Genomic DNA, 15,583 nt, shown 5'->3' on the forward strand with positions numbered 1-15,583 from the left:
TGCGCGGGGCGGGCGCCCACCTGTCATCAAGGAGATCTGAGAATGACCCAGGCCAACGCGCCCGCCAGCCCACCACGATCGACCCTCGTCGTCACCGCGCACGCCGGCGACTTCGTGTGGCGGGCGGGGGGCGCCATCGCCCTGGCCGCCTCCCGCGGGGAGAAGGTCACCATCGCGTGCCTGACCTTCGGCGAGCGCGGTGAGTCCGCCAAGGCGTGGCGCGAGGGCAAGAAGCTCGACGAGATCAAGGCGATACGCAGGGACGAGGCCGAGCGCGCCGCCGCCACCCTGGGCGCCGAGGTCCGCTTCTTCGACGCCGGCGACTATCCGCTCGTGGTCACCGCCGAGCTGACCGACCGGCTCGTCGCCGTCTACCGGGACACCCAGCCGGACGTGGTGCTGACCCACCCCACCGAGGACCCGTACAACGGCGACCACCCGGCCGCCAACCGCATGGCGCTGGAGGCCAGGGTCCTCGCGCAGGCCATCGGCTACCCGGGCGAGGGCGAGATCATCGGCGCGCCGCCGGTCTTCTACTTCGAGCCGCACCAGCCGGAGATGAGCGGCTTCAGGCCCGAGGTCCTGCTCGACATCACCGAGGTGTGGGAGACCAAGCGCAAGGCCATGGAGTGCCTCGGCGCCCAGCGGCACCTGTGGGACTACTACACCGACCTCGCCGTGCGCCGGGGCGTCCAGCTCAAGCGCAACGCCGGCCCGAACCTGGGCCTGGCGCACAAGACCATGGCCGAGGCGTACATGCGTCCCTACCCGCAGATCGCGAAGGAGCTGTCATGAGCGGTGTGATCGTCACCGACCCGCCGAAGGCGGAGCTGAAGGACGTCGACGCGCTGGCCGGCTTCGGCGTGGCCACGGTCGGCGAGGCGCTGGGCCGGACCGGCCTGCTGAGCCCGGAGATCCGCCCGATCCAGCAGGGCGTACGGGTCGCCGGCACCGCCGTGACCGTACTCAGCTGGCCCGGCGACAACCTCATGATCCACGCGGCCGTCGAGCAGTGCGGCGAGGGCGACATCCTGGTCGTCACCACCACCTCCCCGTCCACCGACGGCATGTTCGGCGAGCTGTTCGCGACCGCGCTCCAGCGGCGCGGAGTGCGGGGCGTGATCACCAACGCGGGCATCCGCGACACCCAGGAGCTGCGGGACATGGGCTTCGCGGCCTGGTCGCGGGCCGTCTCCTCGCAGGGCACCGTGAAGGCAACCGGCGGCTCGGTCAATGTACCGATCGCGATCGACGGCCAGGTGATCCGTCCGGGCGATGTGATCCTCGCCGACGACGACGGTGTCGTGGTCGTCCCGCGCGAGCGTGCCCGCGCCACCGCGGAGGCGTCCGAGGCCCGCGAGGCCAAGGAGGCCCGCTCCCGCGCCGCCTTCCTCGACGGCGAACTCGGCCTGGACCGCTACGGGTTGAGGGAGACCCTGAAGCGGCTCGGCGTCGAGTACAAGACGTACGACGCGTACGCGGGGGAGTCGTCGTGAGCTCCGGGCCCGAGGAGCTGCCCTGCCTGCTGATGCGGGGCGGCACCTCCAAGGGCGCGTACTTCCTCGCCGAGGATCTCCCCGCCGAACCGGCCCTGCGCGACGAGCTGTTGCTGCGTGTCATGGGCAGTCCGGACGCACGCCAGATCGACGGCCTGGGTGGCGCGCACCCGCTCGCCAGCAAGGTGGCCGTGGTGTCGCCGTCGGCCGACCCGCACGCCGACGTCGACTACCTCTTCCTCCAAGTCGCCGTGGAACGGCCGGAGGTGAGTGATCGTCAGAACTGCGGCAACATCCTCGCCGGTGTCGGCCCGTTCGCCGTGGAGCGCGGACTCGTCGCCGCGGGGGAGGAGGAGACCGCCGTCCGTATCCGCATGGTGAACTCCGACGACTACGCGACGGCGACCTTCCCGACGCCGGGCGGTCGCGTGGACTACACCGGCGCCGCCGAGATCTCCGGGGTGCCGGGGACGGCCGCGCCCGTGGTGATCGAGTTCCCGCCGGGCACCGGCGCGCTGCTGCCCACGGGCAACGTCCGGGACGAGATCGACGGTGTGGCGGTGACCTGCGTGGACAACGGGATGCCGACGGTGCTCATCGCGGCCACCTCGCTCAAGGTCACCGGCTACGAGCTGCCCAGGGACCTGGAGGAGGACGTGGCGCTCGCCGACCGCCTCCGGACGATCCGCCTGGCGGCGGGCCGGCTGATGGGCCTCGGCGACGTCTCGGACGCCACCGTGCCCAAGCTCACGCTGCTCGCCGCGCCCCGTGGCGACGGCGCGGTCACCACCCGCACCTTCATTCCTGTGCGCTGCCACCCCTCGATCGGGGTGCTCGGCGCGGCCAGCGTCGCGGCAGGCCTTCGGATAGAAGGCAGTGTCGGGGCCGAGCTGGCGAGGATCGACGCCGACAGTGACCGAATTCGCATAGAACATCCCACCGGATTCCTGGATATCGAAAGTAGCCTCGGGTCGACCCCCGACGGTCTGCCCTCCGCCCGCCGCACCGCCGTGGTGCGCACGGCCCGAAAGATCTTCGACGGCACCGTCTTCCCCAGGTCCGCCGAGACGGCTCCCCTCTCTCCCCGCTCCCTTGGAGGTCAACGATGACTCCGCCGCTCGGCGACATCGCCCACATCGGCCATGCCCAGCTCTTCACCCCGGACCTGGACGCCAGTGTCGGCTTCTTCACGGACTACCTGGGGCTCACCGTCAACGGGCAGGACGGCGACACGGTCTACTTGCGGACCTTCGACGACTACGAGCACCACAGCCTGGTGCTCACCGCCCGCGAGCAGCCCGGTCTCGGCCGGCTGGCCCTGCGCACCTCCAGCGAGGAGGCGCTACAGCGCCGGGTCGCGGCGGTCGAGGCGGCGGGCGGCGCCGGCCACTGGGTCGAGGACGAACCCGGCCTCGGCAAGTTGTACGTCACCACCGACCCGGACGGCCACGAGCACGCCCTGTACTGGGAGAGCGAGCACTACCGGGCCCCCGACGAGCTGAAGCCGGCCCTGAAGAACCAGCCGCAGGCCAAGCCCAACCGGGGGGTGGGCGTACGGCGCCTGGACCACATCAACTTCCTCGCCGCCGACGTGCTGGCCAACTCCGAGTTCCAGCAGAACCTGCTGGGCGCCCGCCCCACCGAGCAGATCCGTCTCGACACGGGGAAGATCGCGGCGCGCTGGCTGACGTACACGAACAAGTCGTACGACGTCGTCTACACCTCGGACTGGACCGGCAGCTCCGGGCGGCTGCACCACATCGCGTTCGCGACGGACACCCGTGAGGACATCCTGCGCGCCGCCGATCTCGCGATCGACTCGGGCGTGTTCATCGAGACGGGCCCGCACAAGCACGCCATCCAGCAGACGTTCTTCCTGTACGTCTACGAGCCCGGCGGCAACCGCATCGAGCTGTGCAACCCGCTCACGCGCCTCGTCCTGGCCCCCGACTGGCCGCTCGTCACCTGGACCGAGGAAGAGCGCAAGAAGGGGCAGGCCTGGGGTCTGCGGACGATCGAGTCGTTCCACACGCACGGCACACCGCCCGTGAGCTGAGCCTGTTTTTCGGGTGCGCAGGGCGTCGGACCAGCGGATCTCTGGATTGTCGATGAGATTGTTGACAAAACTGTTGACTCTCCCCGGGCTGATCCTTAGCGTCTTGCGCACACCGGGTCAGCCGCACGAGCCGCGCCGGCCCTCTTCACTCGTCCCCTCCAGGGATTGCCTCCTGGACGAGAGGAAAACAACGATGTCCTCCTCCCCCGCGCTGTCCGCCCGCGGCAGCAGACTGGCCCTCCTGGTCGTCGGTCTGTGCTGGCTGGCCGTGCTCTTCGACGGCCTCGACATGTTCATCTACGGCTCGGTGCTGCCGCACCTGCTGGAGACGAAGACCTTCGGCCTCACCCCGGACACGGCCGGTGACCTCGGCAGCTACGCCACCTTCGGCATGCTGATCGGCGCCCTGACGGCGGGCACCGTCGCCGACCGGATCGGGCGCAAGAAGCTGATGGTCGGCTGCGTGACCCTCTTCTCGCTGGCCTCCGGCGTGTGCGCGATGGCGGGCAGCGTCGAGGTCTTCGGCCTCGGCCGGACCCTGGCGGGCGTCGGCCTCGGCGGCCTGCTGCCCACCGCGATCAGCATGGTCTCCGACTACGCCCCGCGCGGCCGCGGCGCCCTCGTCATCGGCCTGCTGATGACCGCCCACCACGCCGGCGGCATCCTCTCCGCCTACGTCGCCAAGTGGCTCATCGACCCGGTCGGCTGGCGCGCCGCGTTCTGGGTGTGCGTGCTCCCGCTGCTCTTCGCCCCGGTGCTCGCCAAGCTGCTGCCCGAGTCGCTGAGCTTCCTCGTCGCCAAGGGCCGTGCCGACGAGGCCCGCGAGCTGGCCACCCGCTACGACGTCGAGCTGCCCGCCGACAAGTCCGGCAAGCAGGGCGCGGCCGACCGCTGGAACGCGCTGAAGAACCTCTTCCGCGGCGGCGAGTGGACCCAGACGCTGCTGTACTGGCTGGCCTCCTTCGGCGGTCTCCTCCTCGTCTACGGCGTCGCCACCTGGCTGCCCACCCTGATGCGCGCCGAGGGCTACGAGCTGGGCTCGGCCCTGTCCTTCGTGGTCGTCTTCAACCTCGGCGGCATCGTGGGCATGCTGGTCGCCGGACGCGCCGCCGACCGGTTCGGCGCCCCGCGCATCTCCGCGATCTGGTTCGGGCTGACCGCCGCCGGCGTGTTCCTGCTCAGCGTCCACATGCCGATGAGCGTGACGATGATCGTCGTCTTCTTCACCGGAGTCTTCCTCAACAGCGCCCAAACGATGATCTACGCGACGGTCTCCATCCGCTCCCACGCGGACAACCGGGCCACCGCCGTCGGCTGGACCTCCGGCATGGGCCGCTTCGGCGCCGTCTTCGGCCCGTGGCTGGGCGGCCAGCTGCTCGCCTCGAACCAGGGCGACCGGGGCTTCACCGCGTTCGCGATCGCCGGCCTGTCGTCCATGGTCTTCATCGGCATCGCCGCGCTGCGCAGCTCCCGGCAGACTCCGCGCGGCGCCGACCAGGAGCTGGTGGGCGCCCACTGAGCGAGCGCACGGCGCACGGCTGACACCGGGGGCGACGCGGGCGCCGGCCACCGCACGGGGTGCGGGGGCCGGCGCCCTGCGCGTTCGGCGCCCTGCGCGTTCGGCGCCCTGCGCGTTCGGCGCCCTGCGCGTTCGGCGCCCGCCCCTGCCGGTGGCGCGGGAGTTCGTCGGCCGCGGGCGGGTGGGGGCTGGTCGCGCAGTTCCCCGCGCCCCTGGGGGTTGTGGTCACCTGTGCCTGCGGGCGCCGTTCGTCCGGGGTGCGGAGAGGGGCGTCGGGCCGCACGCTCGAGGTATGGGTGAGCGGTGGGAGGTCCGCCGGGCGGGCGCGACGAACGCCCCGCACCGGGTGCTGATGATTCCGGGCGGGCTGTGCACGACCGAGTTCTACGCGGACGTCATGGCCGAGCCGGCGGTGGCGGGGCTGGGCATGGTCGCGGCGACCCAGCCGGGCTTCGGCCGCACCGAGGCGCCCGAGGACGTGTCCATGGAGCACTACGCCCGGCTGATGGCCGACTTCGCCGCCGACGCCGGCTGCGACGCGGTCGTCGGGCACAGCCTCGGCGCGAACGTGGCGCTGGAGATGGCCGCGCAGGGCCTGTTCAAGGGCCCGTTGGTGCTGCTGTCGCCGACCTTCTCCCGGGGCGACGAGGCGAGGTTCCTGACCGTGCTGAACGCTCTGGGCCGGGTGCCCGGGATCGGTGCAGCGGCCTGGACTGCCATGATCGCGCTGCTGCCGCGGTCCGTGAAACGCGAAATGCCGCCGCACCGTGCCGAAGCGCTGGCGGCGGTCATGGGCGGCAACGATCCGGCGGTCTGTCGCCGGATCGTCCGGGGCTACTACGCGTACCTGGACCGGTATCCGTCGCTCGTACCGAGACTGTGCGGGTCCGGGGTGCCCGCCTGGGTGGTGCGCGGCGACCGTGACGGGATCGGCCTGACGGCCGAGGAGCGGCAGGGCCTCGGGGCCTGCCCGCGCGTGCGCATGGTCACCGTGCCCGACGCGGGGCACCTCCTCCTCGTCGAGCAGCCGGCCGCGGTCGCCGAGATCATCGCGGAGGCGGCCACGGCGTCGGTGCGCTGACGGCCGTCCTCGGCCGTTCTCGGTCGTTCTCGGCCGTTCTCGGTCGTCCTCAGTCGTCGGAGCCCATCTGGTCCTGTGCCGACAGGTGTTCCACCGTCCGGCCGGTCTCGGTGAACGTGCGCGTCACATGGCCCGAGGAGTACACCCACAGGATCCGCAGCGGGCGGTCGCCGATGTTGCGGAACAGGTGGGGGATCGGGGACGGCACGTACGTGGTGTCGAACCGCTCCAGCTTCGTCACCTCGCCGTCCACCCACACCTCCGCCTCGCCCTCGAGGATCGTCACGTGCTCGTCGCAGTTGTGCGAGTGCAGCGGGGCCCCGGAGCCGACGGGGTAGACGCTCATCCCGCTGGTGATCCGGTTCTCCCCGTTCGCCGCCGCGGTGGTGACGAGCGGTGTCGTCACGACCGCGCCGCCGCGGTCGAGCAGCGGGACGGACGCGGCCTTGATGATGGTGGTCATGTCGGACGACGTTAGGTCGCCGCCCGGCGAATGGGGGGCCTCCGGCGTGCAGTTTTACGTTGCGCTCCGAGGTGGGTGAGCTTCTCGGACACGGCTGTACCTTCACCTGGCACCGCACGGATTCACGACCCGTGCCCGTAATGCGCCGGAAAGAAAAGGCAGGTAACGGCCGTGAGGCTCCCCGTTCTCGACGAAGAGGAAATGGATGCGCGGCAGCAGGAGCTGGCCGCGCGGATCGCCGGCCGCCGTGGCGCGGTGCGCGGTCCCTTCCGGGTCTGGCTGCACAGCCCGGAGATGTGCGAACGGGCCGAGTCGCTCGGCGCGTTCGCCCGCTTCGACTGCTCGCTGCCGAAGCACCTGCGCGAGCTGACCCTGCTGATGGCCGCCCGCAACTGGGACGCCCAGTACTCCTGGAACGCCCATGTGCACCAGGCGATCGAGGCCGGCATTCCGGAGGCCGCCGTGAAGGCGATCGCCGAGAAGCGCGAGGCGGTCTTCGACAACGAGGCGGACCAGGTCTTCTACCGGTTCTGCCGGGAGATCCTCGACGAGCACTTCGTCACCGACGCCACCTTCGCGGCGGCACTGGCGCACTTCGGCTCCAAGGGCCTGGTGGACACCATCGGCGCGCTCGGCAACTTCACCATGCTCGGCATGTGCCTGAACACCTTCCAGGTGGACCTCCAGGCCGACAAGGAGCCCCCCTTCCCGGACATCCGCGGCTACGGACGTGTGGCCCCCGAGGGCGACCGGCCATGACCGCCGTACTGCGCGCCCGGGGCGTCACCAAGAGCTTCGGCGGGGCGGCCGCGCTGAAAGGCGTCGACCTCGACCTGTACCCCGGCGAGGTCCACGCCCTGATGGGCATGAACGGCGCCGGCAAGTCGACCCTCGTGCAGGTGCTGTCCGGCGTGCACCAGGCAGACGCCGGCACGATCGAGGTCGACGGGCAGGAGCAGCACGGGCTGAGTGTGCGCAGGGCGCGCAGGCTGGGCATCTCCTCGGTGCCGCAGCGCCGCGAGCTGGCGATGGGCCTGAGCGTCGCCGAGAACATCCTGCTCGGCGACCTGCCCACACGAGGGCGCGCCGTGCGGTGGAGGGCCGTCAGGGAAGAGGCCCGCACGGCCCTCGCCGCCCTGGGGATCGCCATCGACGTGGAACGCGCCGCCGGTTCGCTCACCGTCGCCGAGCAGACCATGGTGGAGGTGGCCCGCGAGGTCCGGCGCGGCGGCCGCGTGCTGATCCTGGACGAGCCGACCGCGTGTCTGAGCGCCAAGGACGCCCACCGGATCCGCGCCCTGGTGCGCACCCTGCGCGACGAGGGCGTCGCCGTCGTCTACATCTCGCACTACATCGACGAGGTCATGGCCGTCGCCGACCGCCTCACGGTGCTGCGGGACGGGGCCGTCGTGACGAGCGCGCCCGCCGCCGAGCTGGACGACGCGGGACTGGTGCGCGCCATGGTCGGCCGGGACGTCGTCTCCACCCGCCCCGAACGTCCCACGCCGAAGGACGAAGTCGGCCTCGCGGTAAGGGGGTTGAGTCAGGGGCGGGCCATCCGGGACTTCACCGTCGAGGTGCGCAGGGGCGAGATCGTCGCCGTCCTCGGGCCCGCCGGGGACGCCCAGTCCCGGCTGTTCGACCTGCTGTCCGGACGGCAGCGCCCGGAGAGCGGCGATCTGCATGTCGACGGCAGGGCCGTGCCCTTCGGCCGGGTCCCGGCCTCGCTCGCCAGCGGGCTGCGCTGTGTCACCGGCGACCGCCGCGCCCTGGGTCTGGTCCCGGGCATGTCGCTGGACGAGAACCTGATGCTCGCCGACGACCGGTTCGCGCGCCGGCGTCTGCACCGGCGCGGCCAACTGGCCCGCCGGGCCGCCCCGTTGCGCCACAGCTACGGAGTCAGGGCGCTGGCCGGGAACCCGCCGGTGAGCGCGCTGTCGGGCGGCAACCAGCAGAAGGTGCTGCTCGGGAAGTGGCTGGAGACCTCACCGGCCGCGTGCTTCCTGGAGGACCCCACCAACGGCGTGGACATCGCGGCCATGGCCGACATCCACACCCTCCTCGACGACCTCGCCTCCCGGGGAGTGGCCGTACTGCTCGCCTCCTCCTCCGCCGAGGAGGTCATGCGGCTGGCCGACCGGGTCGTCGTCGTGAGCGCCGGCCGCACGGTCGCCGAACACGACATCACCGCCATCACCCGCGACGAACTCGTCGCCACGGCCCTCGGAGGACAAGCGCAGTGAGCGTCAAGACACTTTCCGATGCCCCTGGTGTGTCCGTCCCGCCCGAGGCGCCCAAGTCCCGTTTCACCCTGGGCAAGGTGCGCGATGTGCCGCACGCCGGGCTGATCGCCGTGCTCGTCCTCGTCGTGGTGTTCACCGCCGCGCAGAGCGAGACGTTCGCCACCGACCGCAACATCGTCAACATCCTCAGCCAGGTGAGCGTCAACGCCGTACTCGCCGCGGGGCTCACCCTGTTGATGACCGCGGGCGGCATGGACTTCTCCATGGGCAGCAACGTCGCCGTCACGGCAGCCGTGTCGGCGAAACTGCTCGCCGACGGCCAGCCCACCGGCTACGCCGTCGTCGTCGCGCTGCTGCTCGGCACCGCCATCGGACTCGTCAACGGGCTGGTGGTGACCTTCACCAATGTGGCGCCGTTCGTCGTGACGCTGGCCTCGGCCACCCTGCTCGACGGCGTCGCGCTCCTGGTCCACGACGGCTCCACCATCTCCATCGGCACCCGGATGTCCGCCCTCGGCAACGACAAGGTGCTCGGCGTGCCGTATCTGCTGATCGTCGCCGTCCTGGTGCTGATCGTGACGGCGCTCGTCATGCGGTTCACGGTGTTCGGCCGGGACGCCTTCGCCATCGGCGGCAACGAGCACGTGGCCCGCCTCAGCGGCATCAACGTCACCGCCCGCAAGCTCACCCTGTACGGCCTCACCGGCACCCTCTCCGGACTCGCCGGCCTGATGCTGCTGTCCCGCCTCGGCTCCTCCAGCCCCGGCGGCACCGCCGGCCTCTCGCTTCAACTGGCCGTGGTCGCCGCGGTGGTGATCGGCGGCACCTCGCTGGCCGGCGGGCACGGCACCGTCATCGGCACCGCTCTCGGCCTGGTGCTGCTCGGTGTGGTGGCCAACGCGCTGAACCTCCTGGACTTCTCCAGCAACTACCAGCCGGTCTCCGTCGGCGCCGTGCTGCTCGTCGCGGCCATCGCCAACGAGATGCACAAGGCCCGCTCGGGCTCGGCGCGTCACTGACCTTCCCTCTCGTTCCTGCCTCGTCCTGAAAGGCGTCACCATGAGACTCTCCGCCCGTTCGCGCAGGGCACTGTTCGCCACCGTCACCGGCTCCACCCTGGTGCTGACCGGCTGCGGCAACGGCGACAGCGGCAGCGGCAGTGCCGACAGCGTCTCCCTCGGCTTCGTCAACGGTGGCGACACCAACTTCCACAGCTGTCTCCAGAAAGCCGTCGAGGGCCAGGCGAAGACCGCGGGAGCGAAGGTCTACACGGCCAACTCCCACCAGAACGCCGGGACCGAGCTGTCCAACATCGAGGACATGATCTCCCGCAACGTGAGCGCGCTGATCGTGCAGACGGTCAACGTCGACGCGCTCAAGGGTGACATCGCCAAGGCGAAGGCCTCGGGCATACCGATCTATCTGACCTCCGTGTCCACCGGTGACGCCGACGACATCCTCGGCGCGGCCGTCGTCGACCTCAAGAAGGTCGGCAGCCTCGACGCGGGCTGGATCGCCCAGGACGCGGGCACCGAGCAGGTGCAGGTCGGCATCGTGGCCGGGGCTCCGGGCGCGGCCTCGGACCTGCTGGTGGGCGGCTTCAAGAGCGCCCTCCCGGCCACGGCGAAGGTCGTCGCCAACCAGCCGGGCATGTTCAATCCCGCGAAGGCCCAGGACGTGGCGGAGAACATGATCCAGGCCCATCCCGACCTGGACTACGCGTTCGTCGCCAACGAGGAGATGGCCTTCGCCGTGCGCAAGGCGTTCGACGCCGCCGGCGCGAAGGACGTCAAGATCGTCACCGCGAACGGGACCGACGAGGGCCTGGCCGCCGTCAAGAACGGCGAGTTCTCGGCCACCGTCGCGAACTCGGCGAAGACGATCGGCGAGACGGCCGTGAAGAACGCCGTCGGGCTCCTGAACAAAGAAAAGGTTGACAAGATTGCCAACATTCCTCTTCTGTTGGTGACCGAGGACAACCTGAGCGAGGCACCCCAGTACTGCCCGAAGTGAGGGCCCCACCGGGAAGCGGTGCCTGCCGGCGCCCGGTTGTCCCGAGCCGCAGGAATGCTCCCGTTCTCGACGCCGCGGGCGGGAGCCGCAATCGGAGGAAACATGGACCGCTTGCTGCTGATGCACAGTTTCGTCACTGTCGCTCAGGCCGGAAGCTTCAACGGAGCCGCCAAGAAACTGGGCTCCTCCGGGTCACTGGTCTCACGGCATGTGGCCGAGCTGGAACGACAGGTGGGGGTCCGCCTGGTCAACCGCACCGCCCGCTCGGTGAGCCTCACCGAGCCGGGGCTGAGGTACGCGGAATTCGCCGCCCGCATCCTCGACGAGATCGACGCGCAGGACGCGGCACTCGCCGACTCGCACGACCGGGCCGAAGGCACCCTCAGCATCATCTGTCCGAAATGGATAGGCAGCCTGGACCTGGGCGACGCGATCGCCGCATTTTCAGCGGCCCATCCGAAGATTCAGGTCCGTTTCGAACTCGGCGGCATGTCCGACCGTACCTACGATTTCCTGGACAGTGGATTCGACGTCGCTTTCCACACCCGCGATCTCCGCGATTCCAGCGTCCGCCTGAAGAAGATCTCCTCCCTGCCGTTCGTGCTGTGCGGCTCGGCGGAATACATCGAACGCCGGGGCGGTCTCGCGCATCCCAACGACATCGCGGGCCACGACTGCCTGGTGCACGTCAACGACCCGGTCTGGCGCATCGGCCACGGCCACGCGAGCACCCTGCACAAGATCCGCAACATCGCCTTCTCGTCCAACTCCTACCTGGCCCTTCAGAAGGCCGCCGTGCACGGCCGGGGCATCGCCCTGCTCCCGCAGCGCCCGGCCTACGACGACCTCGTCTCCGGTGCCCTGAAGGTGCTGCTGCCGGAACTCGCCGTACCCGACCGTCCGCTGTACGCCATCTACGGCCCCGGACAGGACACCCCGCGCAAGATCAGCGTGTTCCTGGACTTTCTCTCCGAATGGTTCTCGCAGAACCCGATTCCCGCGATCCGGTAGCCCCAACGGCAGGCGCAACCAAGAGTTGCGCATTTGGTGGAGGCGGGGCCATTGAGACCCCGGCCACCCCAAACCTACGCTCACCAGGCGACCCGGAAACGAGGAATCCATGGGAATCCAGAGAATCGAATCGGTCACCTACGGCATCGACGACCTCGACGAATGCGTCAGGTTCTTCGAGGACTTCGGCCTGTTCCTGGTGGAGCGGACCGAAGAACACGCCGTGTTCGAGACCCTCACCGGGCAGACACTCCACCTCGACACCGCCCCGAGCCCCCTGCTGCCCCCGCCCGTGGAGGACGGACCCACCCTGCGCGAGGTCGTCTGGGGCGTCGACACCCGGGAGGAGCTGACCCGCCTGGCCGCGGCCGCCGGCCGACGGCGCACGGTGCGCGAGAGCGCCGACGGCGTCTTCCACACCGTCGACCTCAGCGGCTTCGGCGTGGGCCTCACCCTCGCCCGGCCGAAGCCGGTCACCGTCGATCCCCGTCCCGTCAACGTGACGGGCGGCGTCAACCGGTGGAACACCGCTCTGGAGCCGCTCACGCGCGCGTACCCGCTGCGCATGTGCCATGTGGCGCTGAACATCGCCAAGGCGGGCAAGGACGAGGCCGTCGCCTTCTACACCGACGTCCTCGAATTCCGGCCGACCGACATCGTGGAGCCGATGGGCGTCTTCATGCAGGCCCCGGGCGACGACGACCAGCACACCATGCTGCTGTGCCATCGCCCGGACCGGGCGGGCGTCAACCACATCGCCTACGAGGTGCCCGGCTTCGACGACGTCATCGAGGGCGGCAACCACATGATCGAGAGGGGCTGGCGGGAGGCCCGCCGGCTCGGCCGCCACACCGTCGGCTCGAACGTCTTCCGCTTCCTGCACGCCCCGTGCGGGGGCCGCGTCGAGTACGCCGCCGACATGGACCGCGTCGACGACACCTACGAGACCCGCGTCCACGAGACCACCCCGCCGCACCACATCTGGGCGCTGCGCACGAACCGCGACCAGGACGCCACCACCGCTTCCTGAGCCGTTCCCGCCTCATCGACTCTCCAGCCTGAGAGGGCACCCACCCATGACCACCGACCACGGCTACCCCGCCGTCCGCCTCCACATCGCGGGCGAGTGGTGCCAGGGCGGCACCGGACGTACCGCCCCGATCGTGAACCCGGCCACCGAGGAGGTGATCGGGGAAGTTCCCCTGGCCGCCCCCGCCGACCTGGACCGCGCGCTCGAAGCCGCCGCGGCGGGCTTCAAGGTGTGGCGCGCGACGCCCGTGGCCGAGCGCACCGACATCCTGCACACCGCCGCCGACCTGCTGACCGAGCGGGCCGCCGAGGTCGGGCGGATCATGACCCTGGAGCAGGGCAAGCCGCTCGCGGAGGCGACCGGCGAGGCCCGCCGGGTGGCCGGCACCCTGCGCTGGCACGCCGACGACGCCCGCCGCGCCTACGGCCGGATCATCCCGGCCGAGCCCGGCACGGTGCTGACCGTCCGCCGTGAGCCGATCGGCCCGGTCGCCGCCTTCGTGCCGTGGAACTTCCCGGCGGGCGGCCCGATGCGCAAGATCTCCGCCGCGCTCGCCGCCGGCTGCTCGATCGTCATCAAGGCCTCCGAGGAGACCCCGGCGACCGCCATGGAACTGGTGCGCTGCTTCACCGACGCGGGGCTCCCGGCCGGAGCGCTGAACCTCGTCTTCGGTGAGCCCGCCGAGGTCTCCGCCCACCTGATCGCCTCCCCGGTGGTCCGGCTGGTCGCCTTCACCGGCTCGGTGCCGGTCGGCAAGCTGCTGGCCGCGCAGGCGGGCCAGGTCATGAAGCCGTCGCTGATGGAACTCGGCGGCCATGCCCCGGTGATCGTCTGCGCGGACGCCGACCCGGTGCGGGCGGCCCGCAAGGCCGCCCGGGCGAAGTTCGTCAACGCCGGCCAGGTCTGCACCTCGCCGAGCCGCTTCCTCGTCCACGAGAGCCTCGTGGCGGAGTTCACCGCCGAGTTCGTGAAGGCCGCCGAGGCGGTGGTCGTCGGTGACGGTCTCGAGCCGGGCACCACCATGGGCCCGCTGGCCAACGAACGCCGGCTGAAGTCCCTGGAGCGGCTCACCGCCGACGCCGTCGCGCGCGGCGCCAAGGTCCTCACCGGCGGTGAGCGGCCCGACCGGCCCGGCTGGTTCTTCGCGCCGACCGTCCTGACCGACGTACCCGAGGACGCGGAACTGCTGCACGAGGAGCCGTTCGGGCCGATCGCGCCGATCGTGCCGTTCAGCGACCTCGACGAGGCGCTCGGAGCCGCGAACGCGCTGCCGTACGGCCTCGCCGCCTACGGGTTCACCGACTCCGCCGCGACCGCCGAGAAGCTGTCCGCCGAGCTGGAGGCCGGGATCCTCTCCCTCAACCACTGCGGCGGCTCCGTCCACGAGGCGCCCTCCGGCGGCGTCAAGGACAGCGGTTACGGCCGGGAGGGCGGGCCCGAGGCGCTGGACGCCTACCTGGTCACCAAGCGCGTCTCCCACCAGCTGGCGCCATGAGGTACGCACGGCTCTCGGTCGATGGACGGGTGCGGTGGGGCCGGGTGGGGGAGACGGACGTCGAGCTGCTGTCCGGCTCCCCCCTGGAAGGCGATCCCGAGGTCGTCGCAACCGTCCGCCGCGACACGGCCGACTGGCTGCCGCCCGTCGTCCCGCCCGTGTTCTACGCGGTCGGCCTGAACTACCCCCGGCACATCGAGCACGCCGCCCGGCTCGGCAACCCGGCCGCCGTCCTGCCGGACCGCCCGGAGGTCGGCTACCGCGCCAACAACGCGCTCACCGGTCACCGTTCGCCGATCGTGAAGCCGTTGGAGGTCGAGGGGCGGTTCGAGGCCGAGCCCGAACTGGTCGCCGTCATCGGCCGCACGATCCGGCACGCCTCCTACGAGGAGGCCCGCGAGTCGGTCTTCGGCTGGACCATCGGCAACGACGTCAGCGCCCGCACCTGGCAGCACCGGGACCGCACCTTCTGGCGCAGCAAGAACAGCGACACCTTCAAGCCGATGGGGCCCTGGATCGAGACCGACGTCGACGCCCTGGCACAGACGACCACCCTGCGGGTCAACGGCGCGGAGCGGGCCTCGTTCCCCACCGGCGACATGGTCTTCGACCCCTTCGACTTCATCGTCGAGATCACCAAGCACATCACCATGCGGCCCGGGGACGTGCTGTGGATGGGCGCCGAGTCGACCTGCCGGATCGAGCCCGGGGACACCGTGGAGATCGAGATCAGCGGCATCGGTGTGCTGTCCAACCCCGTTCACCTCGAAGGGAACCACCAGTCATGAGCGCGGAACCCCGCTACATCCACCACGTCAACTTCCCCACCACCGACCCCGACCGCACCGCCGAGTGGTACACGAAGGTCTTCGGCATGAAGCGGATCATGCCCAAGTCCAACACCCGGGTCGTGCTGATGACCCGCGGCAACTTCGACCTGCACTTCACCCCGGTCGAGGAGATGGAGCGCATGGCGCCCTATCACTTCGCCGTCGAGGTCGACGACTGGGACGACTTCCTGGCGCACCTCGGTGAGCTGGGCATCCGGCACACCCGGCCCGTCCAGCGCCCCGAGAACCAGTCGAGGTTCTGCTACATCCACGACCCCGACCACACCATGATCGAGCTCGTGTACCACGCCAAGCGCCCCAACTGATCGCCCACGCTGAGGAGTTC

General features: G+C 70.7%; 16 protein-coding genes. 15 read left to right on the plus strand and 1 reads right to left on the minus strand.

What is annotated here, in order from left to right; all coding sequences use genetic code 11:
* The first annotated feature begins 42 nt into the window (after positions 1 to 42).
* The 6 genes from G9272_RS38145 (at position 43) to G9272_RS38170 (ending at position 6,152) form a co-directional block, all read left to right on the plus strand.
* Entirely contained in the window at positions 43 to 795 is a 753-nt protein-coding gene (locus G9272_RS38145) for a PIG-L deacetylase family protein (RefSeq protein ID WP_171400777.1), read from the plus strand.
* Positions 792 to 1,496, plus strand: coding sequence for a 4-carboxy-4-hydroxy-2-oxoadipate aldolase/oxaloacetate decarboxylase (locus tag G9272_RS38150; RefSeq protein ID WP_171400778.1), 705 nt, complete (start codon positions 792 to 794; stop codon positions 1,494 to 1,496). The genes G9272_RS38145 and G9272_RS38150 overlap by 4 nt, the downstream gene beginning before the upstream one ends.
* Positions 1,493 to 2,605, plus strand: coding sequence for a 4-oxalomesaconate tautomerase (locus G9272_RS38155; protein ID WP_253268065.1), 1,113 nt, complete (start codon positions 1,493 to 1,495; stop codon positions 2,603 to 2,605). The genes G9272_RS38150 and G9272_RS38155 overlap by 4 nt, the downstream gene beginning before the upstream one ends.
* On the plus strand, positions 2,602 to 3,552 hold the full coding sequence (locus G9272_RS38160; protein WP_171400779.1) for a catechol 2,3-dioxygenase: 951 nt from the start codon (positions 2,602 to 2,604) through the stop codon (positions 3,550 to 3,552). Before G9272_RS38155 ends, G9272_RS38160 begins: the two co-directional genes overlap by 4 nt.
* Positions 3,553 to 3,745: 193 nt before the next feature.
* Complete coding sequence (locus G9272_RS38165; protein WP_171400780.1) at positions 3,746 to 5,071, plus strand: MFS transporter; 1,326 nt, start codon at positions 3,746 to 3,748, stop codon at positions 5,069 to 5,071.
* Between the two features lie 292 nt (positions 5,072 to 5,363).
* Positions 5,364 to 6,152, plus strand: a complete 789-nt coding sequence (locus tag G9272_RS38170; RefSeq protein WP_171400781.1) for an alpha/beta fold hydrolase — start codon at positions 5,364 to 5,366, stop codon at positions 6,150 to 6,152.
* A gap of 49 nt (positions 6,153 to 6,201) precedes the next feature.
* Here the strand turns inward: G9272_RS38170 and G9272_RS38175 are convergent, their stop codons facing one another.
* On the minus strand, positions 6,202 to 6,615 hold the full coding sequence (locus G9272_RS38175) for a cupin domain-containing protein (RefSeq protein WP_171400782.1): 414 nt from the start codon (positions 6,613 to 6,615) through the stop codon (positions 6,202 to 6,204).
* Between the two features lie 201 nt (positions 6,616 to 6,816).
* On the opposite strand from G9272_RS38175, the gene G9272_RS38180 reads away from it, so the two are divergent.
* From G9272_RS38180 to G9272_RS38220, 9 genes are all read left to right on the plus strand, one after another.
* Complete coding sequence (locus G9272_RS38180; protein WP_171402352.1) at positions 6,817 to 7,374, plus strand: carboxymuconolactone decarboxylase family protein; 558 nt, start codon at positions 6,817 to 6,819, stop codon at positions 7,372 to 7,374.
* Positions 7,371 to 8,858: a sugar ABC transporter ATP-binding protein gene (locus G9272_RS38185; RefSeq protein ID WP_171400783.1), complete on the plus strand. Its 1,488-nt coding sequence runs from the start codon at positions 7,371 to 7,373 to the stop codon at positions 8,856 to 8,858. Before G9272_RS38180 ends, G9272_RS38185 begins: the two co-directional genes overlap by 4 nt.
* Positions 8,855 to 9,877: an ABC transporter permease gene (locus G9272_RS38190; protein WP_253268066.1), complete on the plus strand. Its 1,023-nt coding sequence runs from the start codon at positions 8,855 to 8,857 to the stop codon at positions 9,875 to 9,877. The genes G9272_RS38185 and G9272_RS38190 overlap by 4 nt, the downstream gene beginning before the upstream one ends.
* Positions 9,878 to 9,917: 40 nt before the next feature.
* Complete coding sequence (locus G9272_RS38195) at positions 9,918 to 10,871, plus strand: sugar ABC transporter substrate-binding protein (RefSeq protein ID WP_171400784.1); 954 nt, start codon at positions 9,918 to 9,920, stop codon at positions 10,869 to 10,871.
* A 102-nt stretch (positions 10,872 to 10,973) separates the two neighbouring features.
* The gene (locus G9272_RS38200) at positions 10,974 to 11,882 is read left to right on the plus strand and encodes a LysR family transcriptional regulator (protein ID WP_171400785.1); all 909 of its coding nucleotides are present in this window, start codon (positions 10,974 to 10,976) and stop codon (positions 11,880 to 11,882) included.
* Positions 11,883 to 11,991: 109 nt separating this feature from the next.
* Entirely contained in the window at positions 11,992 to 12,912 is a 921-nt protein-coding gene (locus G9272_RS38205) for a VOC family protein (protein ID WP_171400786.1), read from the plus strand.
* Positions 12,913 to 12,958: 46 nt separating this feature from the next.
* A complete protein-coding gene (locus G9272_RS38210; RefSeq protein WP_171400787.1) occupies positions 12,959 to 14,407 on the plus strand; it encodes an NAD-dependent succinate-semialdehyde dehydrogenase in 1,449 nt (482 codons plus the stop codon).
* Positions 14,404 to 15,195 (plus strand): fumarylacetoacetate hydrolase family protein, encoded by a 792-nt coding sequence (locus G9272_RS38215; protein ID WP_171400788.1) that lies wholly within the window; start codon positions 14,404 to 14,406, stop codon positions 15,193 to 15,195. Before G9272_RS38210 ends, G9272_RS38215 begins: the two co-directional genes overlap by 4 nt.
* On the plus strand, positions 15,192 to 15,563 hold the full coding sequence (locus G9272_RS38220) for a VOC family protein (RefSeq protein WP_171400789.1): 372 nt from the start codon (positions 15,192 to 15,194) through the stop codon (positions 15,561 to 15,563). The genes G9272_RS38215 and G9272_RS38220 overlap by 4 nt, the downstream gene beginning before the upstream one ends.
* The last annotated feature ends 20 nt before the right edge of the window (positions 15,564 to 15,583 follow it).

Origin of the sequence: Streptomyces asoensis (genome assembly GCF_013085465.1) — a bacterium.
Lineage (GTDB): Bacteria > Actinomycetota > Actinomycetes > Streptomycetales > Streptomycetaceae > Streptomyces > Streptomyces cacaoi_A.

Coding starts and splice junctions, on each gene's coding strand:
- G9272_RS38145 (WP_171400777.1), top strand. CDS start 43: ATGACCCAGGCCAACGCGCCCGCCAGCCCACCACGATCGACCCTCGTC.
- G9272_RS38150 (WP_171400778.1), top strand. CDS start 792: ATGAGCGGTGTGATCGTCACCGACCCGCCGAAGGCGGAGCTGAAGGAC.
- G9272_RS38160 (WP_171400779.1), top strand. CDS start 2,602: ATGACTCCGCCGCTCGGCGACATCGCCCACATCGGCCATGCCCAGCTC.
- G9272_RS38165 (WP_171400780.1), top strand. CDS start 3,746: ATGTCCTCCTCCCCCGCGCTGTCCGCCCGCGGCAGCAGACTGGCCCTC.
- G9272_RS38170 (WP_171400781.1), top strand. CDS start 5,364: ATGGGTGAGCGGTGGGAGGTCCGCCGGGCGGGCGCGACGAACGCCCCG.
- G9272_RS38175 (WP_171400782.1), bottom strand. CDS start 6,615: ATGACCACCATCATCAAGGCCGCGTCCGTCCCGCTGCTCGACCGCGGC.
- G9272_RS38180 (WP_171402352.1), top strand. CDS start 6,817: ATGGATGCGCGGCAGCAGGAGCTGGCCGCGCGGATCGCCGGCCGCCGT.
- G9272_RS38185 (WP_171400783.1), top strand. CDS start 7,371: ATGACCGCCGTACTGCGCGCCCGGGGCGTCACCAAGAGCTTCGGCGGG.
- G9272_RS38195 (WP_171400784.1), top strand. CDS start 9,918: ATGAGACTCTCCGCCCGTTCGCGCAGGGCACTGTTCGCCACCGTCACC.
- G9272_RS38200 (WP_171400785.1), top strand. CDS start 10,974: ATGGACCGCTTGCTGCTGATGCACAGTTTCGTCACTGTCGCTCAGGCC.
- G9272_RS38205 (WP_171400786.1), top strand. CDS start 11,992: ATGGGAATCCAGAGAATCGAATCGGTCACCTACGGCATCGACGACCTC.
- G9272_RS38210 (WP_171400787.1), top strand. CDS start 12,959: ATGACCACCGACCACGGCTACCCCGCCGTCCGCCTCCACATCGCGGGC.
- G9272_RS38215 (WP_171400788.1), top strand. CDS start 14,404: ATGAGGTACGCACGGCTCTCGGTCGATGGACGGGTGCGGTGGGGCCGG.
- G9272_RS38220 (WP_171400789.1), top strand. CDS start 15,192: ATGAGCGCGGAACCCCGCTACATCCACCACGTCAACTTCCCCACCACC.